Source organism: Nocardioides piscis, from assembly GCF_011300215.1.
GTDB classification, from domain to species: domain Bacteria; phylum Actinomycetota; class Actinomycetes; order Propionibacteriales; family Nocardioidaceae; genus Nocardioides; species Nocardioides piscis.
Map to the genome: position 1 here is coordinate 2254977 of NZ_CP049866.1, position 23048 is coordinate 2278024.

General features: G+C 68.5%; 25 protein-coding genes and 1 pseudogene. 18 read left to right on the forward strand and 8 right to left on the reverse strand.

The window, feature by feature from the left end; genetic code table 11:
* Positions 1–64 precede the first annotated feature (64 nt).
* The 8 genes from atpE to G7071_RS11140 all read left to right on the forward strand — a co-directional run bounded on the left by atpE (position 65) and on the right by G7071_RS11140 (position 6684).
* Positions 65–256 (forward strand): ATP synthase F0 subunit C, encoded by a 192-nt coding sequence (atpE, locus tag G7071_RS11105; protein ID WP_166318585.1) that lies wholly within the window; start codon positions 65–67, stop codon positions 254–256.
* Between the two features lie 41 nt (positions 257–297).
* Entirely contained in the window at positions 298–834 is a 537-nt protein-coding gene (locus G7071_RS11110; RefSeq protein ID WP_246210638.1) for a F0F1 ATP synthase subunit B, read from the forward strand.
* The gene (locus G7071_RS11115) at positions 834–1643 is read left to right on the forward strand and encodes a F0F1 ATP synthase subunit delta (RefSeq protein ID WP_166318591.1); all 810 of its coding nucleotides are present in this window, start codon (positions 834–836) and stop codon (positions 1641–1643) included. The genes G7071_RS11110 and G7071_RS11115 overlap by 1 nt, the downstream gene beginning before the upstream one ends.
* A gap of 56 nt (positions 1644–1699) precedes the next feature.
* Positions 1700–3340 carry a F0F1 ATP synthase subunit alpha gene (atpA, locus tag G7071_RS11120; RefSeq protein WP_166318594.1) on the forward strand — a complete coding sequence of 547 codons (1641 nt, stop codon included), beginning with the start codon at positions 1700–1702 and terminating at the stop codon, positions 3338–3340.
* 3 nt (positions 3341–3343) lie between these two features.
* Positions 3344–4276 carry a F0F1 ATP synthase subunit gamma gene (locus tag G7071_RS11125; RefSeq protein WP_166318597.1) on the forward strand — a complete coding sequence of 311 codons (933 nt, stop codon included), beginning with the start codon at positions 3344–3346 and terminating at the stop codon, positions 4274–4276.
* Between the two features lie 2 nt (positions 4277–4278).
* Positions 4279–5736: a F0F1 ATP synthase subunit beta gene (gene atpD, locus G7071_RS11130; protein WP_166318600.1), complete on the forward strand. Its 1458-nt coding sequence runs from the start codon at positions 4279–4281 to the stop codon at positions 5734–5736.
* Positions 5736–6131 carry a F0F1 ATP synthase subunit epsilon gene (locus G7071_RS11135; RefSeq protein ID WP_166318604.1) on the forward strand — a complete coding sequence of 132 codons (396 nt, stop codon included), beginning with the start codon at positions 5736–5738 and terminating at the stop codon, positions 6129–6131. Before atpD ends, G7071_RS11135 begins: the two co-directional genes overlap by 1 nt.
* 103 nt (positions 6132–6234) lie before the next feature.
* Entirely contained in the window at positions 6235–6684 is a 450-nt protein-coding gene (locus tag G7071_RS11140) for a DUF2550 domain-containing protein (RefSeq protein WP_166318607.1), read from the forward strand.
* A gap of 12 nt (positions 6685–6696) precedes the next feature.
* Here G7071_RS11140 and G7071_RS11145 read toward each other — a convergent pair whose 3' ends face one another.
* On the reverse strand, positions 6697–7275 hold the full coding sequence (locus tag G7071_RS11145) for a GNAT family N-acetyltransferase (RefSeq protein WP_166318610.1): 579 nt from the start codon (positions 7273–7275) through the stop codon (positions 6697–6699).
* A gap of 97 nt (positions 7276–7372) precedes the next feature.
* Positions 7373–7969: a cob(I)yrinic acid a,c-diamide adenosyltransferase gene (locus tag G7071_RS11150; RefSeq protein WP_166318613.1), complete on the reverse strand. Its 597-nt coding sequence runs from the start codon at positions 7967–7969 to the stop codon at positions 7373–7375.
* A 138-nt stretch (positions 7970–8107) separates the two neighbouring features.
* Here G7071_RS11150 and G7071_RS11155 point away from each other — a divergent pair, with 138 nt between their 5' ends.
* The 4 genes from G7071_RS11155 to G7071_RS11165 all read left to right on the forward strand — a co-directional run bounded on the left by G7071_RS11155 (position 8108) and on the right by G7071_RS11165 (position 10709).
* Positions 8108–8416: an STAS domain-containing protein gene (locus tag G7071_RS11155; protein WP_166318616.1), complete on the forward strand. Its 309-nt coding sequence runs from the start codon at positions 8108–8110 to the stop codon at positions 8414–8416.
* Positions 8417–8480: 64 nt separating this feature from the next.
* On the forward strand, positions 8481–10193 hold the full coding sequence (locus G7071_RS11160; RefSeq protein ID WP_246209956.1) for a methylmalonyl-CoA mutase family protein: 1713 nt from the start codon (positions 8481–8483) through the stop codon (positions 10191–10193).
* Complete coding sequence (locus G7071_RS19275) at positions 10085–10480, forward strand: cobalamin B12-binding domain-containing protein (RefSeq protein WP_246209957.1); 396 nt, start codon at positions 10085–10087, stop codon at positions 10478–10480. The genes G7071_RS11160 and G7071_RS19275 overlap by 109 nt, the downstream gene beginning before the upstream one ends.
* A gap of 40 nt (positions 10481–10520) precedes the next feature.
* The gene (locus tag G7071_RS11165; protein ID WP_166318619.1) at positions 10521–10709 is read left to right on the forward strand and encodes a hypothetical protein; all 189 of its coding nucleotides are present in this window, start codon (positions 10521–10523) and stop codon (positions 10707–10709) included.
* On the opposite strand, the gene nucS is transcribed toward G7071_RS11165, so the two are convergent.
* Positions 10706–11392: an endonuclease NucS gene (nucS, locus tag G7071_RS11170; RefSeq protein WP_166318622.1), complete on the reverse strand. Its 687-nt coding sequence runs from the start codon at positions 11390–11392 to the stop codon at positions 10706–10708. The two genes, G7071_RS11165 and nucS, sit on opposite strands and share 4 nt — an antisense overlap.
* A 94-nt stretch (positions 11393–11486) precedes the next feature.
* Between nucS and G7071_RS11175 the strand changes: the two genes are divergently transcribed.
* Complete coding sequence (locus G7071_RS11175; RefSeq protein ID WP_166318625.1) at positions 11487–12578, forward strand: 3-hydroxyacyl-CoA dehydrogenase family protein; 1092 nt, start codon at positions 11487–11489, stop codon at positions 12576–12578.
* Positions 12579–12640: 62 nt separating this feature from the next.
* Positions 12641–14446: a 3-hydroxyacyl-CoA dehydrogenase family protein gene (locus G7071_RS11180; protein ID WP_166318628.1), complete on the forward strand. Its 1806-nt coding sequence runs from the start codon at positions 12641–12643 to the stop codon at positions 14444–14446.
* A gap of 15 nt (positions 14447–14461) precedes the next feature.
* Here G7071_RS11180 and G7071_RS11185 read toward each other — a convergent pair whose 3' ends face one another.
* Entirely contained in the window at positions 14462–14923 is a 462-nt protein-coding gene (locus tag G7071_RS11185) for a VOC family protein (protein WP_166318631.1), read from the reverse strand.
* Positions 14924–14986: 63 nt separating this feature from the next.
* On the opposite strand from G7071_RS11185, the gene G7071_RS11190 reads away from it, so the two are divergent.
* The 3 genes from G7071_RS11190 to G7071_RS11200 are packed head-to-tail and all read left to right on the forward strand — an operon-like array spanning position 14987 to position 17492.
* Positions 14987–15943: a helix-turn-helix transcriptional regulator gene (locus G7071_RS11190; protein ID WP_166318634.1), complete on the forward strand. Its 957-nt coding sequence runs from the start codon at positions 14987–14989 to the stop codon at positions 15941–15943.
* A 9-nt stretch (positions 15944–15952) separates the two neighbouring features.
* Entirely contained in the window at positions 15953–16717 is a 765-nt protein-coding gene (locus G7071_RS11195) for a hypothetical protein (protein ID WP_166318637.1), read from the forward strand.
* Position 16718: 1 nt separating this feature from the next.
* Positions 16719–17492, forward strand: a complete 774-nt coding sequence (locus tag G7071_RS11200; RefSeq protein WP_166318640.1) for an alpha/beta fold hydrolase — start codon at positions 16719–16721, stop codon at positions 17490–17492.
* Here the strand turns inward: G7071_RS11200 and G7071_RS11205 are convergent.
* Positions 17489–18022, reverse strand: a complete 534-nt coding sequence (locus G7071_RS11205; protein WP_166318643.1) for a CGNR zinc finger domain-containing protein — start codon at positions 18020–18022, stop codon at positions 17489–17491. The genes G7071_RS11200 and G7071_RS11205 overlap by 4 nt on opposite strands.
* Before the next feature lie 48 nt (positions 18023–18070).
* Here G7071_RS11205 and G7071_RS11210 point away from each other — a divergent pair.
* Positions 18071–18907: pseudogene (locus tag G7071_RS11210) on the forward strand (EamA family transporter); the annotation flags it as partial.
* Positions 18908–19024: 117 nt separating this feature from the next.
* Here G7071_RS11210 and G7071_RS11215 read toward each other — a convergent pair.
* The 3 genes from G7071_RS11215 to ccrA form a co-directional block, all read right to left on the reverse strand.
* Entirely contained in the window at positions 19025–20101 is a 1077-nt protein-coding gene (locus tag G7071_RS11215; protein ID WP_166318646.1) for an AI-2E family transporter, read from the reverse strand.
* An 80-nt stretch (positions 20102–20181) separates the two neighbouring features.
* Positions 20182–21456, reverse strand: coding sequence for a coiled-coil domain-containing protein (locus G7071_RS11220; RefSeq protein ID WP_166318649.1), 1275 nt, complete (start codon positions 21454–21456; stop codon positions 20182–20184).
* A 243-nt stretch (positions 21457–21699) separates the two neighbouring features.
* Positions 21700–23040, reverse strand: a complete 1341-nt coding sequence (gene ccrA, locus G7071_RS11225; RefSeq protein ID WP_166318652.1) for a crotonyl-CoA carboxylase/reductase — start codon at positions 23038–23040, stop codon at positions 21700–21702.
* Positions 23041–23048: the final 8 nt, after the last annotated feature.

The following is a 23048-nucleotide window of genomic DNA, read 5'->3' on the forward strand; positions in this document are numbered from 1 at the left end:
GCCAAACAGCGGCGCGAGAATCGCGTCGCCGACGAAAGGAAAAGCCGTGGAAGGCTCTATCAACATGATCGGCCTCGGCCTCTCCGCCATCGGTCCCGGTGTCGGTATCGGTCTGATCTTCGCCGCGTTCATCAGTGGCGTTGCCCGTCAGCCCGAGGCTCAGAGCCGCCTGCAGTCGATCGCCATCCTTGGCTTCGTTCTTGCTGAGGCGCTCTTCATCATCACCGTCGCGCTCGCGTTCGTCCTGCCCATCTGACGACCGTCCCCGCAGTAGGGAGTTCACCTGTGACAACCGCTATCCGGGCGGCCGAGGAAGCACACAATCCTCTGGTCCCGATCGTGTCGGAGATCGTGCTGGCGCTGATCGTCTTCGCCATCTTGTTCTTCGCGATCAAGAAGTTCGTCGTGCCGAACTTCGAGAAGACGTTCGCCGAGCGCACCCAGGCGATCGAGGGAGGCCTCAGCGCGGCCGAGAGCAAGCAGGCGGAGGCAGACGCCAAGCTCGCCGAGCTCGAGAAGCAGCTGGCCGACGCCCGGCACGAGGCTGCGCGCATCCGTGAGGAAGCGCGTGAGCAGGGCGCCCAGATCGTCGCCGAGATGCGCGAGCAGGCCCAGGCCGAGTCCTCGCGCATCGTCGAGCACGGCAAGACCCAGATCGAGGCGGAGCGCCAGCAGGCGGTCACTTCCCTGCGTGCCGAGGTCGGCGCCCTGGCGACCGGTCTCGCCGGTCGGATCGTCGGGGAGAGCCTGGACGACGAGGCTCGTCAGAGCCGCGTCGTCGAGCGCTTCCTGGCTGACCTCGAGGCCGACGGCCAGACGAGCGGGGTCAACTGATGCAGTTGCGTGGTGCTTCCGCTGACGCCCTGGCAGCCCTCTCCGAGGTCTTGGAGAGCAAGCTCCAGGGCGGCACGGACGCGGCCCGGGTCGGTGACGACCTGTTCACCGTGGCCGGTCTGCTCCGGGCCGAGCCCGGTCTGCGCCGGGTCGCCACCGACGTGTCGGTCGACGCGAGTGCCAAGCAGGGCCTGATTCGCGAGATCTTCGCGGACAAGGTCGACGCGGCCTCGCTGGACATCCTCACCGAGGCGGTCGCCCGACGCTGGACCGTGTCTCGCGACCTGCCCGACTCGCTCGAGCACCTCAGCGAGGTGTCGATCGTGAAGTCCGCAGGCAGCGACTCATCGCGCCTGTCCGACGAGCTGTTCGCGTTCGCCTCCGTCGTCAGCGACAACCCGTCGTTGCGTGACGCGCTGTCGGACCCGGCCCGGTCGCGCGACGACAAGGCCGCCCTCGTGGCGTCGTTGCTGGAGGACAAGGCACTTCCCGCCACCGTCCGGCTCGCCCAGCAGTCCCTGGCCGGCACCTATCGCACCGTGTCGACTGCGCTGACGACCTATCAGCAGGTCGCCGCCACCGTGCACGGCCAGCGGGTCGCCACGGTCCGGGTCGCGCACCCGCTCGCCGAGGCCGATCGGCAGCGACTGACCGACGCCCTGTCGCGTCAGTACGACCGCCAGCTGCACCTCAACGTGGTGATCGACCCCGACGTCATCGGCGGGATCCGCGTGGAGATCGGCGACGACGTCATCGACGGCACCGTGGCCAACCGTCTCGACGAGGCGCGCCGCAAGCTGGCCGGCTGAGTCGTCCCAACCAACCCGAGAACTTTCGAGCAGCACAGAAGCAGAGGACAAGGAAAATGACGGAGCTTTCGATTCGTCCAGACGAGATCCGCGACGCGCTCCAGCGCTTCGTGTCCGACTACAAGCCCGAGTCGGCCAGCAAGGAAGAGGTCGGCACGGTCGCCGAGGCGGCTGACGGCATCGCCCGCGTCAGCGGCCTGCCCTCCGTGATGGCCAACGAGCTGCTCGAGTTCGAGGACGGCACCCTGGGCATCGCCCTCAACCTCGACACCCGCGAGGTCGGTGTCGTGGTCCTCGGTGACTTCGACAAGATCGAAGAGGGCCAGACCGTCCGCCGTACGGGGGAGATCCTCTCGGTTCCTGTGGGGGACAACTACCTCGGCCGCGTGGTCGACCCGCTCGGCACCCCGATCGACGGCCTCGGCGAGATCCAGTCGGACGAGCGTCGCGCCCTCGAGCTCCAGGCGCCCGGCGTCATGGTGCGCAAGTCGGTGCACGAGCCCCTCGCGACCGGCATCAAGGCGATCGACGCGTTGACGCCGATCGGTCGTGGACAGCGCCAGCTGATCATCGGCGACCGCTCGACCGGCAAGACCACGATCGCCATCGACACGATCATCAACCAGAAGGCCAACTGGGAGTCCGGAGACCCGGACAAGCAGGTGCGCTGCATCTATGTCGCGATCGGCCAGAAGGGCTCGACCATCGCCGCCGTGCGGGGCGCCCTGGAAGAGGCGGGTGCGCTGGAATACACGACCATCGTCGCGTCTCCCGCCTCCGACTCCGCCGGCTTCAAGTACCTCGCCCCCTACACCGGTTCGGCCATCGGCCAGCACTGGATGTACGGCGGCAAGCACGTCCTGATCGTCTTCGACGACCTGACCAAGCAGGCCGAGGCCTACCGCGCCGTGTCGCTGCTGCTGCGCCGCCCGCCGGGGCGTGAGGCCTACCCGGGTGACGTCTTCTACCTCCACAGCCGGCTGCTCGAGCGGTGCGCCAAGCTCTCCGACGAGATGGGCAAGGGCTCGATGACGGGCCTGCCGATCATCGAGACCAAGGCCAACGACGTCTCGGCGTTCATCCCGACCAACGTCATCTCGATCACCGACGGTCAGATCTTCTTGCAGTCCGACCTGTTCGCGGCCAACCAGCGCCCCGCCATCGACGTGGGTGTCTCGGTCTCGCGCGTGGGTGGTTCGGCGATGACCAAGGCGATGAAGGCCGTGACCGGTTCGCTCAAGGTCGACCTGGCCCAGTTCCGCGCCATGGAGGCGTTCGCGATGTTCGCCTCCGACCTCGACGCCGCGTCGCGCCAGCAGCTCGACCGCGGTCAGCGCCTGATGGCCCTGCTGAAGCAGCCGCAGTACTCGCCGTACCCGCTCGAGGAGATGACCGCCTCGCTGTGGCTCGGCACCACCGGCCGCCTCGACAAGGTCCCGACCGACGACGTGCTTCGCTTCGAGCACGAGTTCCTCGACTACCTGCGCCGCAGCCACGAAGGCATCCTCGCCGGCATCCGCGAGACGCAGAAGTTCGAGGACTCGACCGCCACGGAGATGGAGAGCGCCTACAACTCCTTCCTCGACCAGTTCGAGACCTCTGACGGCCAGAGCATCAAGGCCGGCAGGGAAGAGCACGTCGCTCTCGAGGACGAGGACGTCGAGCAGGAGCAGATCGTCAAGCAGAAGCGGGGCTGAAGCATGGCTCTCTCGGTACGTGAGTACCGCGCGCGGATCAAGTCGACGGAGTCGATGAAGAAGATCACGCGTGCCATGGAGCTCATTGCCGCGTCCCGGATCATCAAGGCGCAGCAGCGGGCCCAGGCGGCCGCGCCGTATGCCCGCGAGCTCACCCGCGCGGTCTCGGCGGTCGCGACCTTCTCCAACGTCGACCACGCGTTGACGGTGGAGCCCGAGGACCCGAAGAAGGCGGCGATCCTGGTGATCACCTCCGACCGCGGGCTCGCGGGCGCCTACTCCTCCAACGTTCTCAAGGAGGCCGAGCGCCTCGTCGAGAAGCTGAAGGGCGAGGGGAAGCAGGTCGACCTCTACGCCTCCGGGCGCAAGGCCGAGGCCTACTTCAAGTTCCGTCAGCGCCCCGTCGTGCAGAGCTGGACCGGGTTCTCCGACCAGCCCACCTACGACGTCGCCTCCGACATCGGGGCGACGCTGATCTCGGCGTTCCTCAACGAGACCGACGAGGAGCCCGAGGAAGGCACGGCGCCAGGCGTCGACGAGGTCCACGTGATCTACACGCGGTTCAAGTCGATGCTCAGCCAGGAGCCGACCGCCGTTCGCCTGCTGCCGTTGGAGGTCGTGGAGGGCGAGGAGAAGCCTGCAGAGGCCGACCTCCTGCCGCTCTACGAGTTCGAGCCGTCACCCTCCGAGGTGCTGGACTCGCTGCTTCCGCGCTACGTCCAGAGCCGGATCTTCTTCGCCCTCCTGCAGGCGGCCGCCTCCGAGCTGGCCGCACGACAGAAGGCGATGAAGTCCGCGACGGACAACGCCGACGAGCTCATCAAGAAGTACAAGCGCATCGCCAACCAGGCACGCCAGGCTGGCATTACCCAGGAAATCAGCGAGATCGTCGGTGGCGTCAATGCCCTTGCCGACGCACAAGCCGGGAGTGAGTGAACATGACTGCCACTGTTGAAGAGACGAAGACCAAGAGCGAAGGCGGCTCGGTGGGCCGCATCGCGCGGATCATCGGCCCGGTCGTGGACATCGAGTTCCCGTCCGACGGCATGCCCGCGATCTACAACGCCCTCAAGGTCGAGCTGACCCTGATGGGCGAGACCAACGAGATCACCCTCGAGGTCGCCCAGCACATCGGCGACGGCATGGTCCGCGCCATCTCGATGAAGCCCACCGACGGACTCGTCCGCGGTGCCCAGGTGCGCGACACCGGCGGCCCGATCACGGTCCCCGTCGGCGACATCACCCTGGGCAAGGTGTTCAACACCACGGGTGACTGCCTCAACCTCGCCGAGGGCGAGACCCTCGAGGTGACCGAGCGCTGGGGCATCCACCGCAAGGCGCCCGCGTTCGACCAGCTCGAGTCGAAGACGCAGATGTTCGAGACCGGCATCAAGGTCATCGACCTGCTCACCCCCTACGTCCAGGGCGGCAAGATCGGCCTGTTCGGTGGTGCCGGCGTCGGCAAGACCGTGCTCATCCAGGAGATGATCGCGCGCGTCGCCAAGGACCACGGTGGTGTGTCGGTGTTCGCCGGTGTCGGCGAGCGCACCCGTGAGGGCAACGACCTCATCGTCGAGATGGAGGAGGCCGGCGTCATCGGCCAGACCGCCCTGGTCTTCGGCCAGATGGACGAGCCGCCGGGCACGCGTCTGCGCGTCGCCCTCGCTGCGCTGACGATGGCGGAATACTTCCGCGACGTCCAGCAGCAGGACGTGCTCCTGTTCATCGACAACATCTTCCGCTTCACCCAGGCGGGCTCCGAGGTCTCCACCCTGCTCGGTCGCATGCCGTCCGCGGTGGGCTACCAGCCCAACCTGGCCGACGAGATGGGTCAGCTCCAGGAGCGCATCACCTCGACGCGTGGTCACTCGATCACCTCGATGCAGGCGATCTACGTCCCGGCCGACGACTACACCGACCCCGCGCCGGCCACGACGTTCGCCCACCTCGACGCCACGACCGAGCTGTCGCGTGAGATCGCGTCGCTCGGCATCTACCCGGCCGTCGACCCGCTGACCTCGACCTCGCGCATCCTCGACCCGCAGTACATCGGCGAGGAGCACTACCGCTGCGCCGTGCGGATCAAGCAGATCCTGCAGCGCAACAAGGAGCTCCAGGACATCATCGCGATCCTCGGTGTCGACGAGCTCTCCGAAGAGGACAAGATCATCGTGTCCCGCGCCCGTCGTATCCAGCGCTTCCTGTCGCAGAACACCTACGTCGCCAAGCAGTTCACCGGCATCGAGGGTTCGACCGTCCCGGTGGCCGACACCATCGAGGCGTTCAACAAGATCGCCGACGGTGAGTACGACCACGTGGCCGAGCAGGCGTTCTTCATGTGCGGTGGTCTCGACGACGTCGAGGCCAAGTGGGCTGAGATCCAGAAGAACCTGTGATGTCTGACTCGACGCTCCACGTGGAGCTCGTCGCGGCGGACCGGCTCGTCTGGTCCGGCGAGGCGAAGATGGTGATCGCCCGCACCACCGAAGGTGACGTGGGCATCCTGGCCGGTCACGCGCCGCTGCTGTCGGTGATCATCGAGGGTGTCGTCGACGTCCAGACCGCCGAGGGCGAGACCTGGGTCGCGGCGGTGGACGCGGGCTTCATGTCGGTGGCCAACAACCGCGTCTCGATCCTCTCCGAGCGGGCCGAGATGTCCCACGAGATCGACCTGGAGAAGGCGCGTCGCGACCTCGAGCGAGCCAAGGAGGCCGGCGAGAACGACGACGAGGCACACGAGGCGGTGCGTCGGGCCGAGGCCCGCATCCGGGCTGTCGAGCGGGCGTCCTGACCACCTCCTGACCCTGCCGTTAGGGTGAGCGCACGAACGAGTCGTCGTTCGTGCGCTCATCTGTCTTCGTCCCCGTCACTACCCGCGACCAGCAGGAGAGTGGATGCCTCTTTGGCAATGGCTCCTCGAGTCTCTCGGCGTCCTGCTGCTGCTCCCGCTCCTGTATGGCGTTGCGCTGATCGTCCGGCGCCGGGTGCTGTCGCGCCACGGTGGCACCTTCGAGCTCAGCTACCGGATGCGCACCGATCGGCCGGGACGCGGATGGCTGATCGGCCTGGGCCGATACAGCGGTGAGGAGCTGGAGTGGTTCCGGATCTTCTCCCTGTCGCCGAAGCCGCGCCAGGTGTGGTCGAGGCGCACCATGTCCTATTCCGGACGGCGGCCTCCCGGCGAGACTGAACAGATATCCCTCTACGCCGGTCACGTGATCGTGTCCTGCACCACGCCCGAGGGACCGACCGACCTGGCGATGAGCGAGGCGTCGCTCACCGGGTTCCAGTCCTGGCTCGAGGCGGGACCGCCCGGAGCCGACTGGGACAAGCACCGCACCTGACGCTGCGCGTCCTCAGCCGAGCGTCCTGCGCATGACCAGCCTCGGCATCCTGCTGGCGACGGCGTCCGTCTCGCCGATGACTTGGAAGCCACACCTGGCGAACATCGACCTGGTGCCGACGAAGGCCATGGTGACGTCCATCCGGCCAGCCGGATCAACCGGATACGCCTCGACCGCCGGCGCTCCGTGGGCTGCAGCGTGCGCGACCGCCCCCTCGATCAGGTGCTCGGTCACGCCGGTTCGTCGATGGCCACCACGCACCACCACGCAGATGATGCTCCACACCGCCACCTCGTCGACCGGTCGGATCAGCCGCGACGCTGACAACCGCGAGATCTCGGCCCGCGGTGCGATGTGGCACCAGCCGACGGGGACCTCGTCACGGTAGGTGACGACCCCGAAGGACTGCCGGCCGCCAGCGAGGGCACGTGCTGCACCCTCGCGACTTCCGTCGCCGAGCTCGTCGATCTCCTTGGCCCGCAACCGGTGGGACAGGCACCAGCAGTGGGTGCTGCGTCGGTTGGGGTTGATCACGTCGGCGAAGTCGTCGAACCGCTCCGTCGTGACCGGGTGGGTCGTCCAGCTGGTCATCTCATCCCTTGCTGCCGCGCTCTCCTCCGGCTTGATGGTCGGTTCGCGCGTTCGCTCCTTCGTCGCTGCCGCGCTCTCCTCCGGCTGGATGGTCGGTTCACGCGTTCGCTCCTTCGTCGCTGCCGCGCTCTCCTCCGGGCACCCACAGGACGTCGCCCTGCTCCCGGTTCGCGTGGCGGGCGAGGATGAAGACGAGGTCGGAGAGGCGGTTGAGGTAGGTGATGGACAGGACGTTCATCGAGTCGCTGTGCTCGGCATACGCCGCCCATGCGGATCGTTCGGCGCGACGGATCACGGTTCGGGCGACGTGGAGGAGCGCGGCCCCCTCCGTCCCACCATTCAAGATGAACGAGCGAAGATTGGGCAGCTCTTCGTTGTAGTGGTCGCACCACTTCTCGAGGCGGTCGATGTAGTCCTGCTCGATCCTCAGGGCCGGGAACTCCGGTTCCGCGACCACGGGCGTGCAGAGGTCGGCCCCGACGTCGAAGAGGTCGTTCTGCACGTGCGTGAGCACCGCGACGACGTCGCTCTCGAGGCTTCCGAGCGCCTGCGCCACGCCCAGCTGGGCGTTGGCCTCGTCGACGTCGGCGTAGGCGTGCAGCCGCAGGTCGTTCTTCGTCGTCTCGCTCATGTCGCCGAGACGAGTGGTTCCGGCGTCGCCGGTGCGGGTGTAGATCCGGGTGAGGTTGACCATGAGCTGACCCTAGAACACCCCCCGGGTCGGCTCGGCAGCGCGAGACACCCCACAAAAGGTGTAGTGGCAATGCAACGCTTTCCTATACCACTGCGTCATAGTCGGTGACGGCTACAGGGTGCAATTTGGGGGCACACGATGGACATCACGACCGACGGGCCAACGCTCGTGCTCCACGGCGACTTCGACGTGCGCAGCACCTTCCTCGTGCGCAACGCGATCTATGAGCAGTTCGAGGGTCACGAGCGCGACGTGGTCCTCGACATGGCCGACGTCGACACCATCGACCTCACGGCCCTGCGCGTCCTGGCCGTCGCCACCCTCCGGGCAGCCCAGTCCGGCCACCACCTGACCTTGCGAAACTGCCGGCCGGCGGTCCGCCGGATGATCCACCTCGCGCGGTTCGCGCACTCGGTCGAGGTCGAGCGGGCCGCCGCAACCGCCTGACAGGTGGGGTTCTTCACACGTCCAGCGCCCACTGCGCGGGCGATTCGGCTCTACCCTTCATCCCATGAGTGAGAAGAAGGATCGTCCCTGGGTGATGCGGACCTACGCCGGCCACTCGACGGCGGCTGCGTCCAACGCGTTGTATCGCACCAACCTCGCCAAGGGGCAGACCGGTCTGAGCGTCGCCTTCGACCTGCCGACCCAGACCGGATACGACCCGGACAGCCCGCTGTCTCGAGGTGAGGTCGGGAAGGTCGGCGTCCCCATCCCGCACCTGGGTGAGATGCGGCGCCTCTTCGAGGACATCCCGTTGACCGAGATGAACACCTCGATGACCATCAACGCCACCGCCATGTGGCTGCTGGCGATGTATCAGGTGGCGGCCGAGGAGCAGAACCCCCAGCTGAGCCCGAGCGAGGTCGCCCACCAGCTCGCGGGCACCACCCAGAACGACATCATCAAGGAATACCTCTCCCGCGGGACCTACGTCTTCCCGCCCGAGCACTCACTGCGCCTGATCAGCGACATGATCGCCTACACCGTCCACGAGATTCCCAAGTGGAACCCGATCAACATCTGCAGCTATCACCTGCAGGAAGCAGGCGCGACGCCGACGCAGGAGCTGGCCTATGCGTTGTGTACGGCGATCGCCGTCCTCGACCAGGTCAAGGCCTCCGGCCAGGTGTCTGAGGACGACTTCGAGAAGGTCGTCGGCCGCATCTCGTTCTTCGTCAACGCCGGTGTGCGGTTCGTCGAGGAGACCTGCAAGATGCGGGCCTTCGTCCAGCTGTGGGACGAGATCACGCGCGAGCGCTACGGCGTCCAGGACGAGAAGATGCGCCGGTTCCGCTATGGAGTCCAGGTCAACTCGCTCGGCCTGACCGAGGCCCAGCCGGAGAACAACGTCCAGCGGATCGTGCTCGAGATGCTGGGTGTGACGCTGTCGAAGAACGCGCGCGCCCGCGCCGTACAGCTGCCGGCATGGAACGAGGCGCTCGGCCTCCCGCGTCCGTGGGACCAGCAGTGGTCCCTGCGCCTGCAGCAGGTCCTGGCCTTCGAGTCCGACCTGCTGGAGTACGAGGACATCTTCGACGGCTCGCACGTCATCGAGGCCAAGGTCGCTGAGCTCGTCGAGAGCGCCAAGGCAGAGATCGAGCGCGTCCAGGACATGGGCGGTGCCATCGCGGCCGTGGAGACGGGCTACATGAAGCAGGCACTCGTGTCCGCCCACGCCGAGCGTCGGGCCCGCATCGAGGCCGGCGACGAGATCATCGTCGGCGTCAACAAGTTCGACACCACCGAGCCTTCGCCGCTCACGGCCAACCTCGACGAGGCGATCATGGCCGCCGACCCCAAGGCCGAGCAGACGGCCCGCGACTCGGTGACCGCGTGGAAGGAACAACGCGACGAGGCCGAGGTCGCCGAGGCCCTGGCGACGTTGGCGGCCGACGCCAAGACCGACAAGAACCTGATGCACGCCACCCTGGCCGCCGCCCGGGCGGGCGCGACGACGGGGAGTGGGCGGGCACGCTGCGCGAGGTGTTCGGTGAGTTCCGGGCGCCGACCGGCGTCTCGGGCGCGGTGGGCGTGGTCGAGGCGCGCGACGACCTCACGGCGGTCCGTGAGCGGGTCACGGCCACGGGCGAGGAGCTCGGCGGCCGCCTGCGCGTGCTGGTCGGCAAGCCCGGCCTCGACGGCCACAGCAACGGTGCGGAGCAGGTCGCCGTACGAGCCCGCGATGCCGGCTTCGAGGTCATCTACCAGGGCATCCGGTTGACCCCCGAGCAGATCGTCGCAGCCGCCGTTGCCGAGGACGTCCACCTGGTGGGGCTCTCGATCCTCTCCGGCTCGCACATGGAGCTGGTGCCCGACGTGCTCGACGGCCTGCGCGAGGCCGGCCTGGAGGAGATCCCGGTCATCGTGGGCGGGATCATCCCCGACTCGGACGGCAAGCGGCTCAAGGAGCTCGGTGTCGCGGCGGTCTTCACGCCGAAGGACTTCGGCCTGACGCAGATCATGGACGGGTTCGTCGACGTCATCCGCGCAGCCCACGGCCTCGACTGAGGGTAGGTTAGGCAAACCTTCGTGGAGTAGAGTGCCCGGTATGGGCCAGCGAAAGCGTGGCAGCGAGATCGCCAAGCTGCCGAAGACGGAGTGCTGCGTCGCGGCGACGCGGTGCGACCGCTGCCCCCTGCGCATGCTCCAGGAGGGCACCCTCCCCGAGGGCTACACCGTGCACAAGCGCAAGCTGGTGAAGGTCGCGAAGCTCAGGAAGCGCAAGCTCGCCGCCTAGAAGAGTCGGCTCTCGACGTCGTCCATGCCGCGCAGGGCGTCGTAGTCCACCACGGCACAGGCGATGCCGCGGTCGGTGGCGAGCACCCGTGCCTGCGGCTTGATCTCCTGGGCGGCGAAGATCCCGCGCACCGGGCCGCGAGCGACCAGCAACGGGTCGCGGTTGAGGAGCTCGAGGTAGCGGGTGAGCTGCTCGACCCCGTCGATGTCGCCTCGCCGCTTGACCTCCACCGCCACGCTCAGCCCGGCCTCGTCACGACACATCAGGTCGACCGGTCCGATCGCGGTCGGGAACTCTCGGCGTACGAGGCTGAGGCCCTCGGCGAGCGACGCCGGGTGATCGGCGAGGAGCTCCTGCAGGTGCTTCTCGACGCCGTCCTTCTGCAGGCCGGGGTCGATCCCCAGCTCGTGGGAGGAGTCGCTGTGCACCTCCTCGATCAGGATGCGCAGCGTGTCGTCCGACTTGGTGGCGCTGACGGTCCACTCGACCTGCCCCTCGTCGCTCGTCCCCTCGCGGAAGGTGGCTGGCGGTGACATCCAGTTCAGCGGCTTGTAGGAGCCGCCGTCGGAGTGCACGAGCACCGAGCCGTCTGCCTTGATCATCAACACCCGCGTCGCCATCGGCAGGTGCGCCGTCAGGCGGCCCGCGTAGTCGACCTGGCAGCGCGCAACGACGATCCTCACGAGGCGCGAATCTACAACGGGGCCGCGCACAGTGACGCATCTCGCCCAACGAGAGGGTTACTCACGGGTAGGACCTGATGTCACACTCGTGCCCATGAGCGACCACACCACCGGGCAGATCAGCCCCGAAGAGATCAGCAGCGGCCTCGTCCAGCCCTACCTCGAGCACGCACTGCGCATGTTCGAGTCCGGCTATGCGACGGCTGCCGACATCGACGCCGCCATGCGCTTCGGATGTGGCTATCCCACCGGTCCGCTGGCGACGCTGCAGGCCCAGGGCCGCGACATCGCCGGCGCCGACGGTGCGGGTGACGACAACGCTCCCGAGCTCCGCCACGACATCACCAAGGTGGGCGTCGTCGGCACGGGCACCATGGCTTCCGGCATCGTCCAGGTCTTCGCCCAGGCGGGCTTCGACGTGGTGTTCGTCGGACGTGGCGAGGACAAGATCGCCGGCGTCACGACGTTCATCTCCAAGTCCCTGGACAAGGCCATCTCGCGCGGCAAGCTCGACGAGGCCGGCAAGACGCAGGTGCTGGGCCGACTGACCGGCGCCACCGCCCGGGAGGCGCTCGCCGACGTCGACCTCGTCGTCGAGGCGATCGCCGAGGACCTCGAGATCAAGCTCGAGCTCTTCGCCGATCTCGACCGGATCTGCAAGCCGGGCGCGATCCTCGCGACCACCACCTCCTCACTGCCGATCGGCGAGTGCGCCAAGGCGACCGCCCGGCCCCAGGACGTCATCGGCATGCACTTCTTCAACCCGGCTGTGGTGATGAAGCTCGTCGAGGTCGTCACGACAGACCTGACCAGCCCCGAGGTCGACGAGACGGTCCGCGCCCTGTGCGCGAAGGTCGGCAAGGTCGCCGTCTCCTGCGGCGACCGCTCCGGCTTCATCGTCAACTGCCTGCTCTTCCCCTACCTCAACGACGCGGTCAAGCTGCACGAGTCGGGTGCGGCCACGATCACCGAGATCGACGCGGCCATCAAGGAGCACGCAAACTTCCCGATGGGTCCGTTCGAGCTGCTCGACGTGGTCGGCAACGACGTGTCGCTCGCGATCCAGAAGGAGCTGTACGCCGAGTTCGGCGACCCGGCCTTCGAGCCCGCCGGTGCCCTCGTCAAGGTGGTCGAGGACGGCCACCTGGGCCGCAAGACCGGCAAGGGCTTCCACGACTACAGCTGAACCGTCCGGATCCCCCTCACCAGGGGGTCCGCAGGGACAGAGGTCATGCCATCATGCGAGGCATGACCTCTGTCGCGTCTGAGCCCACCCGCCGTACGTTCGAGACCATCGGTGTCATCGGCCTGGGCACCATGGGCGCGGGCATCGCCGAGGTCTTCGCCCGCAACGGCTTCGCCGTGGTCGGCATCGAGCTGACCGACGAGGCCGTTGAGCGCGGGTGCGGACACCTCACCCACTCCACCGGCCGGGCGGTCTCGCGCGGCAAGATGTCCGAGGCGGACCAGGCCGAGATCCTGGGCCGCATCAGCTTCGCCACCGACCTGTCGGCCCTGGCGGAGGCCGACTTCGTGGTGGAGGCGGTCGTGGAGTCGCTCGAGGTCAAGAAGGACCTCTTCCGTCGCCTCGACGACATCGTGAAGCCCGAGACGATCCTCGCCACCAACACGTCCTCGCTGCCCGTCACCGAGATCGCCACCGCCAACACCCGCCCCGGTCGGGTCGTGGGCGTGCACTTCTTCAACCCTGCTCCGGTCCAGAACCTCGTGGAGATCGTCCGGACGGTCGTCACCGAGCCGGCCGTGCTCGCCGACGTCGAGGGCCTGGTCGGCACGCTCGGCAAGAACCCGGTCATCTGTGGCGACAAGGCCGGCTTCATCGCCAACACGCTCCTCTTCGGCTACCTCAACCACGCCGCCTCGATGTTCGAGAGCAAGTACGCCACCCGCGAGGACATCGACGCCGCCATGCGCTTCGGCTGCGGCTATCCCATGGGTCCGCTCGCGCTGCTCGACCTGATCGGGCTCGACACGGCCTACGAGATCCTCGACACGATGTACAAGCAGGGCCGCGACCGCCTCCACGCGCCGGCGCCGGTCCTGCGCCAGATGGTGAGTGCCGGCCTGCTGGGTCGCAAGTCCGGCCGCGGGTTCTACACCTATGAGCGCGAGGACAGCCCGGTCGTGGTCGCCGACGACAAGACGCCGTCGGCCGATGACCAGCCGCAGCTCGTGCGGTCTGTCCGGACCGTCGGCGTCGTCGGAACCGGCACGATGGCCGCCGGCATCGTCGAGGTCTTCGCCAAGGGCGGCTTCGACGTCGTCTACGTCGGACGCTCGGCCGCCAAGGTCGAGGGCGTCCGGGCCACGATCGAGAAGTCCCTGGACAAGGCCCTGCAGCGAGGCAAGCTCGACGAGGCGACCAGGGACGAGGTGCTGGGCCGGCTGACCGGGACGACCTCGCTGGACGACCTCGCACAGGTCGACCTGGTGGTCGAGGCGATCGCGGAGGACCTGCGGATCAAGACCACGCTGTTCGAGAACCTCGACGAGATCTGCAAGCCGGGCGCGATCCTGGCGACCACCACCTCGTCCCTGCCCGTCATCGAGCTGGCGACGGCGACCGATCGCCCAGGCGACGTGATCGGGATGCACTTCTTCAACCCCGCGCCGATCATGAAGCTGGTCGAGGTGGTCTCGACCGTGTCGACGGCCGAGGACGTGGCAGAGACCGTGCGTGCCGTGTGCGACCGGCTCGGCAAGGTCGCCGTCTCGTGCGGCGACCGCGCCGGGTTCATCGTCAATGCGCTGCTCTTCCCCTATCTCAACGACGCCGTGAAGATGCTCGAGGCGCACTACGCGACCGCGGACGACATCGACACGGCGATGAAGCAGGGCTGCGCGCTGCCGATGGGGCCCTTCGAGCTCCTCGACGTCGTCGGCAACGACGTCTCGCTCGCGATCCAGCGCGAGCTCTACCTCGAGTTCCGTGAACCCGGTTTCGCGCCGGCCCCGCTGCTCGAGCACCTCGTCACGGCCGGCTACCTCGGACGCAAGACCAAGCGCGGCTTCCGCGACTACACCACGCGCTGATCGCCGCTTGCCGGGTCAGTCCAGGCAGAACTCGTTGCCTTCCGGGTCGGACATCACGATGAAGCCGTCGCTCATCCGTCCGTCGGGCTCGCAGCGCCGCTCCCGGCTCGCACCCAGGGCGACGAGTCGTGCGCACTCGGCCTCCAGGGCCGCCATCCGCGCGTCACCCCTGAGCCCGGGAGCGGCACGCACGTCGACGTGCACCCGGTTCTTGGTCGTCTTCTCCTCCGGGACCTGCTGGAAGAACAACCGTGGTCCCCGGCCGGCCGGATCGATGATCCCGAACGCGGAGTTGTGGAACTCCTCCGGGACCCCCATCTCGCTCAGCAGGGCCAGCCAGGCATCCGCGGTCTCGATCGGGTCGTCGATGTCGCTGCCGGGCGGGGGATCGACGGCGTAGTCGAGCACCTCACGCCAGAACAGGCCGAGCCTGCGTGGATCGTGCGCGTCGAAGGTCACCTGGATCTCAGCGGTCATGGAGACAGCATGCCCCGGGCAAGCGGACAGGAACGGTCCGCTGTCTCTGCCACGATGGCGGGCATGAGCGACACCACGGCCCGGGTCCTGCGGCTGCTGTCCCTGCTCCAGCAGCGCCCGGTGTGGACCGGCCCGGAGCTCGCCGAGCGACTGGGCGTCACCACCCGCAGCATCCGGCGCGACGTCGAGCGGCTGCGCGGTCTCGGCTATCCGGTGCATGCCACCCAGGGCCTGGGCGGCGGCTACCAGCTGGGTCAGGGAAGGGACCTGCCGCCTCTTCTCCTCGACGACGAGGAGGCGGTCGCCATCGCCGTCTCGCTGCGCCTGGCCGCTGGTGGCACGGTGACGGGCGCGAGCGAGGCTGCGCTGAGCACGCTGGCCAAGCTCGACCAGGTGATGCCACCCCGGCTGCGCTCGGAGGTCAAGGCGATCCACCAGTCCACCGAGACGCTCAGGAGCAACACCGACCTCGTCGACGGCGACGTGCTCCTCACGCTGGCCAAGGCGTGTCGAGACCTGATCCGGGTCCGCTTCGGCTACGACGCCCGCGACGGTGCCGCCACCGAGCGGTGGGTCGAGCCGATCCGGCTGGTGGCCACGGGGCGCCGGTGGTACCTCATGGCGTGGTGCGTCGATCGCGAGGACTGGCGGACCTTCCGGCTCGACCGGATGCGGTCGGTCGCGGCCTCGACTTGGCGGTTCAAGCCGCGCGACCACCCGGACCCGGTCGAGTTCGTCAAGGACGCGATCAGCCGTGCGCCATACAGCAGTCATGCGCAGGTGCGGATCAACGCGAGCCTGGAGGAGGTGTCCAGCCGGATCGACGACCGGTGGGTGACGCTCACGGCCATCGACGCGTCCACCACGCTGCTCGAGGCCAGTGCCGACTCGCTCGACCACCTCGCCTTCTACTGCGTGATGACGGGTCTGGAGTGCGAGTTCGTCCACCCGCCCGAGCTGGCGGCGGCGGCATCCGCGCTGGCGACACGGCTGAGCGAGGCGGTCAGGGCGTCCGCGTAGGCTGGCCGCATGGTGGAGATGGTGCTGCTGCTCGGGCTCCTGGGCGGGCTCGCCGCTGCTGCTGTGGGCGCGGGGATGACCGCCAAGAAGCGCGAGGCGGCCAAGCTCGAGGCCGACCTGCAGCCGGTGAAGAGGCTCGCCGAGGAAGACGTCACGGCCCTGGGTGTCGAGCTCCAGGAGCTCGACATCGACATGGCCGGCCGCGACCTGGGAGCCGGGGAGAACGCCGACTACCAGCGGGCCCTCGACGCCTACGAGGCGTCGAAGGCCGCGGCGGCGAGCATGAGCCGCCCCGACGACATCCGGCACGTGACCGAGATCCTCGAGGACGGCCGCTATGCCATGGCGTGCGTGCGTGCTCGCGTCGAGGGCCTGCCCCTGCCGACCCGACGCCCGCCCTGCTTCTTCGACCCGCGCCACGGGATGTCCGTGGCCGACGTTCCCTACGTGCCGCCCGGCGGCACCCGGCGCGACGTTCCCGCCTGCCAGCTCGATGCAGAGCGGGTCCGCGTCGGCGCCGAGCCCGACATCCGCAAGGTGATGGTGGGCTCGCGCCGGGTCCCCTACTGGCAGGGTGGCCGTGCCTACCAGCCCTATGCCCAGGGCTACTTCGGCGGCTTCGGCCCGATGGACTGGATGTTCATGGGCATGCTCTTCGGCGGGGGCTTCGACGGCCTCGGCGAAGGGATCGGCGCGATCGGCGAGGGGATCGGCGACATGTTCGGGGGCATCGGTGACGGCATCGGCGGGATGTTCGACGGGTTCGACTTCTGACGTGCCGGCCCCATCACTTCAGGTCACCGAGCTCGGTGAGCGCGGCTCCCGGATCGCCTTCTGCCACGGACTCTTCGGTCAGGGCCGGAACTGGACGCAGATCGGCAAAGCGCTCGCGGCCGATCACCGCGTCACCTTGATCGACATGCCCAACCACGGGGAGTCGGGGTGGACCCAGACGCTGTCCTACCCGGACATGGCCGACGCCGTCGCCGAGCTGTTCACGGCCGACGACCCGGTGGCCCTGGTCGGCCACTCGATGGGGGGAAAGGCAGCGATGATGCTGGCGCTGCGCCACCCCGAGCTCGTCGAGAGGCTCGCGGTGGTGGACGTGTCTCCCGTGAGCTATGAGACCGGGCGAGGAGAGTTCGCCGACTTCATCCAGGCGATGCGTGAGCTGGACCTCGGGTCGATCGAGAGCCGGGGCGATGCCGACACGGCTCTGGCGCCCGCCGTACCCAACCGGACGGTGCGCTCCTTCCTGCTGCAGAACCTGCGCCGGGACGGCGACGGCTGGCGCTGGCAGCTCAACCTCGAGCTGCTGGGGAACGAGCTCGACGCCCTGGGCGGCTGGCCCGAGACCGACGAGCACTATGACGGGCCGGTGCTCTGGATCGGCGGAGCCAACTCCGACTACGTCCTCGACGAACATGCCCCGGCCATGGAACGACACTTCCCGCTGGTGCGCCGGGTGACCGTCAAGGACGCCGGCCACTGGGTGCACTCCGAGCGGCCGGAGGTCGTCCTCGAGGTGCTCCGGCGCTTCGTCGACTAGGCCCGCTGGCGCGCTCGGTAGGCCGCGACGGCCTCGCGGTTGCCGCAGCCGGTCGAGCAGTAGCGCCGGGACCGGTTGCGGGACAGGTCGAGCACGAGTCCGGCGCAGTCGTCGGCGGCGCACGTGGCGAGCCGGTTGAGCTCGTCGGCCCGGATGACGTCGATCATCGCCATTGCCGTCTCCACCATGATCCGCTCAGCCAGCGGCGCCTCGTCGGCGATGGCGTGGATGTGCCAGTCGAGCCGGTCGTGGCGGACGAGGCGGGGTACGGCGACGGCGTCGGCCAGGATCGTGTTGACGAGCTCCACCGCGGCGTCCCGGTGCGAGGTGAGGAGCTCGCGCACCGGCGCGCGGACCGCGCGCACCGCCTCGAGCTCCGCCTCGTCCCGGGCGTGGCCCCCGGAGTATTCGTGCTCGGCATAGAACTCGGCCAGCGCCTCGACGGTGGTGAGGGTGTCCGGGTGGTCGGCGGTGTTGACCAGGGCGACGGCCGACTGGAGCGCCGCCGCGGTGTCATGAGTGAAAACCACGTTGACACCTTACCAAGAACTCGCCTACTGTCATGAGTCATGCGCATCATGACTCATGACAGGAGCTCTCGCACGGTCAGCGGGCTGGCGTTCGCGGTGGTGTCCGCGACCACCTTCGGACTCTCAGGCGCGCTCGCCCGCGGACTGCTCGACGCGGGGTGGACGGCGGGCTCGGCGGTCGCCGCCCGCGTCGGGATCGCGGCGCTGGTCCTCGTCGTGCCCGGTGTGCTCGCCCTGAGGGGCCGCTGGCACCTGCTGCGCGCCAGCAGCCCGACCGTGGTCCTCTATGGCATCGCGGCCGTGGCGGGCACCCAGCTGTGCTACTTCTATGCCGTCGGCCACCTGCAGGTCGGTGTCGCGCTGCTCATCGAGTACACCGCGCCAGTGGCCGTCGTGGCGTGGCTGTGGCTGCGGCACGGGCACCGGCCCAACCGGGTCACGGTGCTGGGAGCGGTGATCGCGTCCGTGGGCCTCGTCCTGGTGCTCGACGTCGTGTCCGGGGTCGACCTCAGCACCGCGGGCGTGCTGTGGGCGCTGGGAGCGATGGTCGGCGCAGCGACATACTTCGTCATCGGTGCGGACACCGAGAACGGGTTGCCGCCCATCACGCTCGCTGCGGCCGGGCTGGTCGTCGGCGGTGCCGCGCTCCTGGCCGCGGGATGGGCCGGCGTGCTGCCGATGCGGGTCAGCACGCTCGACGTCGTCTATGACGGCCGTGCGGTGCCGTGGTGGCTCCCCGTCCTCACCCTCGGCCTGGTCACCGCCGCGATCGCCTATGTGACCGGCATCGCGGCCGGTCGCCGCCTGGGCTCGCGCCTGTCCTCGTTCGTGGCACTGCTCGAGGTGCTGATGGCCCTGGTCTTCGCCTGGCTCCTGCTGGGCGAGCTGCCCCGAGGTGTCCAGCTGGCCGGTGGCCTGTTCGTGCTGTGTGGCGTGGTGGTGGTCAAGCTGGGGGAGGGCACCGACAGCGTGGCGGTCGAGCCCCTCCCGAGCGGTCGTCGCTCAGCGCGCGTCCTGGCGCTTGAGGAAGACCTCGCGGTGGAGCAGGAGCACCGCGGCGGCCACGGGTACGGCGAGCAGTGCTCCGATGATGCCCATCAGGCTGCCGCCGAGCAGGGCCGCGATGACCGTCACCGAGCCGGGGATGTCGACCGACCGCTTCATGATCCTGGGCAGGATGACGTAGGACTCGATCTGCTGGTAGAGCAGGTAGTAGATGCCGGTGACGATCGCGATCGTCGGTGAGATGGTCAGCGCGAGCGCGGTGATGATGATGCCCGACACCACGGCACCGACGACGGGGATCAACGACAGCAGGCCGACGATGAAGGCCAGGGCGAAGGCGTAGTCGCCCAGGCCGACGACGAACGTGAAGATCAAGGTGCTCACACCGGCGAAGATCGACACCAGGACCGCACCCGAGACGTAGGCGCCCGTGGACCTGATGATCCGATCACCGAGGTCACGCACGCGCGCCCGCTTCGAGGCCGGAGCGAGTCGGAAGCCGGCTTCCTTGATGCTCGGCAGCGAGGCCAGGAAGTAGATCATCAGCACGATCACGATGAAGGCGTTGGCCACGGCGGAGAGCACTGCGAGGCCGACGCCGAGGGCGCCGCCGAAGACCCGCTGGCCGAAGTCGCCGTTGGAGACGTAGTCCTGTGCGCGCTCGATCACCCCGAACCGCTCGTCGAGCTTCTGGACGGTTGCGTTGCGCTCCAGGTCCTGGAGCCAGCCCGGGGAGTTCTGGGTGATCAGGGTGATCTGGTCGCTGATCACCGGCGCGACGGCGACGCCGAAGAGGACCATCACCGAGATCACGACGAACAGCACCAGCACCACCGCCACCCCGCGGCGGGTGCCCTTGGCCATGAACCACTCGACCGTGGGGTTGAGGCCGATGGCCAGGAACATCGCCAGCACGAGCAGGACGAGCACCGAGGAGATGCTCAGCAGCTGCTCGCTCAAGAAGACGGCAAGCAGGGCCCCGAGGGCGGCGAAGAAGCCGATGTTGAAGGGAGAGTGGCGCAGCAGCACCGGGGTGGTGTCAGGTTCCCTCGGGGTGGCGACGGGCTCGTCCACCTCGACCCGGCTGGAGGTCTCGGGGGCAGGTCGAGGGCGCGGCCGCGACTCCCGTCGCGACCGCAGCCGCTCGAGCCAGCTCAGGACTCGTCCTCGACGAACCCGGCGACCACGTCACGCAGGGCTCCCAGCTGGGCAGCCACCGCGTCGCGACGCTTGGTCATCCGGTCGACCTCGGCGCGGATGGCGGCGAGCTCGCGCTCTGCCTCGGCAGTGCCGCTCACGGCGATCGAGTCGGCCTGGGTCGTCGCCGAGGCGACGATCTGCTCGGCCTCGCGCCTGGCGCGGGAGAGCAGTGCCTCGGACTCGGTCTGGGCCTGCTGGCGGTGGGTGTTGGCCTGGGTGGTCGCCTCCCGGGCGCGCTGCTCGGCAGCCGTCGCCCGCTCCTCGGCCTCCTGGACCAGGCGCTGGGTCTCGGCGGTCGCGTTGGAGTGGTGATCGGCCGCCTCGCGGGCGAGCCGCTCCTTCTCGACAGCGAGCGTGCGACGCGCCTCCTGCACCTCGCGGTCAGCAGCCGCCCGGGCCTGCTCGGCCTCGCGCCTGGCCGTGGTGAGCAGCTCGTTGGACTCCTGCTGCGCCGCCAGCCGCACCTGGTCGGCCTCGCGACGAGAGCTGGCGAGCACGTCTTCGGCCTCGCTCCTGGCCAGGTTGCGGTCCTGCTCGGCGTCGGCCAGCATCCGGGCGCGCGTCTCCTCGAGCTCCTGCAGCTGGACGAGGCGCATGTCGTCGGCCTCACGTGCGGCGTCGGCCCGCATCGCCTTCGCGTCCCGGGCCGCCTGGCTCCGGATCTCCTCGGCATCGCGGGCGGCCGCCTCGCGGACGTCCGCTGCCTCCTCCTCGGCCAGCTTGAGCATGGAGGTCGCTCGACCGCCGAGGCCGGCATAGGAGGGGTTCTTGTTCTCGTCGAGCTCGGCTCGCAGCGAGGTGAGCTGGGACTCCAGCTCGAGCACGCGCTGCTCGGAGGCGCTCAAGCTGCTGCTGAGCCCGGACTTCTCGCTGGCGAGCTGATTGATCCGCTGGTCGACCGCTGCCTTGTCATAGCCGCCTCGCCGGACGATCGGGAGTGCGGCGACCGCGCCCGCGACGGGGCTGGGTCGAGAAGCCGACACGGCTGTCGCGCCGGTGGGGGTCGGTGCGGTCGAGGCTGCGGTGCTGGTGCTGGTGCTGGTGCTGGGTGAGGACGCCTGGGCGGCCGGGGCGCTGGCCACAGGCTCCTTCGGCACCGTCGGCATCACCTGCGTCTTCTCGCCGGCGTTCGACGAGGTCGCGGGCCCCTCGGTGTCGACACCCTCGGAGTCAGGTTCCTCGGCGTCCGGCTCTTCATCGAAGATGGACAGGCCCTGGTCGCTGCTCATGCGTGGAGCACCCACTCTCTGCGTCGTTCTATGGACTCGTACGTCGGCGTGCACCCCAGTTTGTCGCACGGCCGAGAACAAACACACCCCGGCTCGCGGACGAGCCGCGGCCGGGGTGTGATGAGTCTGGCTCAGACGCGGATCGAGGGCGCTGTCGCCCGCTCCGCTCGTTCCTCGCTGCGCAGGCTCAGACGCGGATCGAGGGCGCTGTCGCCTGCTCCGCTCGTTCCTCGCTGCGCAGGCTCAGACGCCGCGGAACCGGTTGATGGCGTCCTCGTGCTTGGCGCGCATCTCGGGGTTGCGGACGCCGAGGCCCTCTTCGGGGGCGAGGCAGAGCACGCCGACCTTGCCCTGGTGGGCGTTCTTGTGGACGTCGAGGGTGGCCTGGCCGACCTCGTCGAGGGTGTAGGTCTGCGACAGGGTCGGGTGGATCTTGCCCTGGGCGATGAGGCGGTTGGCCTCCCACGACTCGCGGTAGTTGGCGAAGTGGCTGGAGATGATCCGCTTGAGGTTCATCCACAGGTAGCGGTTGTCGTACTCGTGCATGTAGCCACTGGTGGAGGCACAGGTGGTGATGACGCCGCCCTTGCGGGTGACGAACACGGACGCGCCGAAGGTCTCGCGGCCGGGGTGCTCGAAGACGATGTCGATGTCCTCGCCGCCGGTGAGCTCGCGGATCTTGGCGCCGAAGCGCTTCCACTCCTTCGGGTCCTGCTTGGTGTTCTCGTCGTTCCAGAACTTGTAGGCCTCTTCGGAGCGGTTGATGATCAGCTCGGCGCCCATCGACCGCGCGATGGCGGCCTTCTCCTCGTTGGAGACCACGCAGATGGGGGTGCCGCCGCCGTTGAGGACGTATTGCGTGGCGAAGCCGCCGAGGCCGCCGGAGGCGCCCCAGATCAGGACGTTGTCGCCCTGCTTCATGTTGCCGCCGTTGGCGGAGACCAGCTGGCGGTAGGCGGTGGCGTTGACGAGGCCGGGTGCGGCTGCTTCTTCCCAGGTGAGGTGGTCGGGCTTGGGCATCAGCTGGTTGGACTTGACCAGGGCGATGTGGGCGAGGCCGCCGAAGTTGGTCTCGAAGCCCCAGATGCGCTGCTCGGTGTCGAGCATGGTGTCGTTGTGGCCGTCGGGGCCCTCGAGGTCGACGGAGAGGCAGTGGGCGACGACCTCGTCGCCGGGCTTCCAGTTGTTGACGCCCATGCCGGTCTTGAGCACGACGCCGGACAGGTCCGAGCCCACGACGTGGTAGGGCAGGTCGTGACGCTTGGTGAGCTCGGAGACTCGGCCGTAGCGCTCGAGGAAGCCGAAGGTCGAGACAGGCTCGAAGATCGAGGTCCACACGGTGTTGTAGTTGATGGCCGAGGCCATCACTGCGACGTAGGCCTCGCCGGGGCCGAGCTCGGGCAGCGCCACGTCACCGACGTGCAGCGACTTGCGGGGGTCCTTCTCCTTGGTGGTCAGGCCCTCGAACATGTCCACGTCGTCCTTGGAGACGTAGGCGGCGCGGTAGTGGTCGGGGAGCTCGAGGTTCGCGAAGTCCTCCGAGCTCGCGTTGCCGGACTGGATGGCTTCCAGGATGTTCTGCACTGATGTCT

Excerpts from the sequence above, each read along its gene's own strand:
- atpA (WP_166318594.1), top strand. The coding sequence starts at position 1,700 with ATGACGGAGCTTTCGATTCGTCCAGACGAGATCCGCGACGCGCTCCAG.
- G7071_RS11185 (WP_166318631.1), bottom strand. The coding sequence starts at position 14,923 with ATGACCGCTGAGATCCAGGTGACCTTCGACGCGCACGATCCACGCAGG.
- G7071_RS11160 (WP_246209956.1), top strand. The coding sequence starts at position 8,481 with ATGAGTGAGAAGAAGGATCGTCCCTGGGTGATGCGGACCTACGCCGGC.
- G7071_RS11195 (WP_166318637.1), top strand. The coding sequence starts at position 15,953 with ATGGTGGAGATGGTGCTGCTGCTCGGGCTCCTGGGCGGGCTCGCCGCT.
- G7071_RS11145 (WP_166318610.1), bottom strand. The coding sequence starts at position 7,275 with ATGACCAGCTGGACGACCCACCCGGTCACGACGGAGCGGTTCGACGAC.
- G7071_RS11140 (WP_166318607.1), top strand. The coding sequence starts at position 6,235 with ATGCCTCTTTGGCAATGGCTCCTCGAGTCTCTCGGCGTCCTGCTGCTG.
- G7071_RS11150 (WP_166318613.1), bottom strand. The coding sequence starts at position 7,969 with ATGGTCAACCTCACCCGGATCTACACCCGCACCGGCGACGCCGGAACC.
- G7071_RS11190 (WP_166318634.1), top strand. The coding sequence starts at position 14,987 with ATGAGCGACACCACGGCCCGGGTCCTGCGGCTGCTGTCCCTGCTCCAG.
- G7071_RS11175 (WP_166318625.1), top strand. The coding sequence starts at position 11,487 with ATGAGCGACCACACCACCGGGCAGATCAGCCCCGAAGAGATCAGCAGC.
- G7071_RS11220 (WP_166318649.1), bottom strand. The coding sequence starts at position 21,456 with ATGAGCAGCGACCAGGGCCTGTCCATCTTCGATGAAGAGCCGGACGCC.
- G7071_RS11180 (WP_166318628.1), top strand. The coding sequence starts at position 12,641 with ATGACCTCTGTCGCGTCTGAGCCCACCCGCCGTACGTTCGAGACCATC.
- G7071_RS11155 (WP_166318616.1), top strand. The coding sequence starts at position 8,108 with ATGGACATCACGACCGACGGGCCAACGCTCGTGCTCCACGGCGACTTC.
- G7071_RS11165 (WP_166318619.1), top strand. The coding sequence starts at position 10,521 with ATGGGCCAGCGAAAGCGTGGCAGCGAGATCGCCAAGCTGCCGAAGACG.
- G7071_RS11135 (WP_166318604.1), top strand. The coding sequence starts at position 5,736 with ATGTCTGACTCGACGCTCCACGTGGAGCTCGTCGCGGCGGACCGGCTC.
- atpE (WP_166318585.1), top strand. The coding sequence starts at position 65 with ATGATCGGCCTCGGCCTCTCCGCCATCGGTCCCGGTGTCGGTATCGGT.
- G7071_RS11115 (WP_166318591.1), top strand. The coding sequence starts at position 834 with ATGCAGTTGCGTGGTGCTTCCGCTGACGCCCTGGCAGCCCTCTCCGAG.
- G7071_RS11125 (WP_166318597.1), top strand. The coding sequence starts at position 3,344 with ATGGCTCTCTCGGTACGTGAGTACCGCGCGCGGATCAAGTCGACGGAG.
- atpD (WP_166318600.1), top strand. The coding sequence starts at position 4,279 with ATGACTGCCACTGTTGAAGAGACGAAGACCAAGAGCGAAGGCGGCTCG.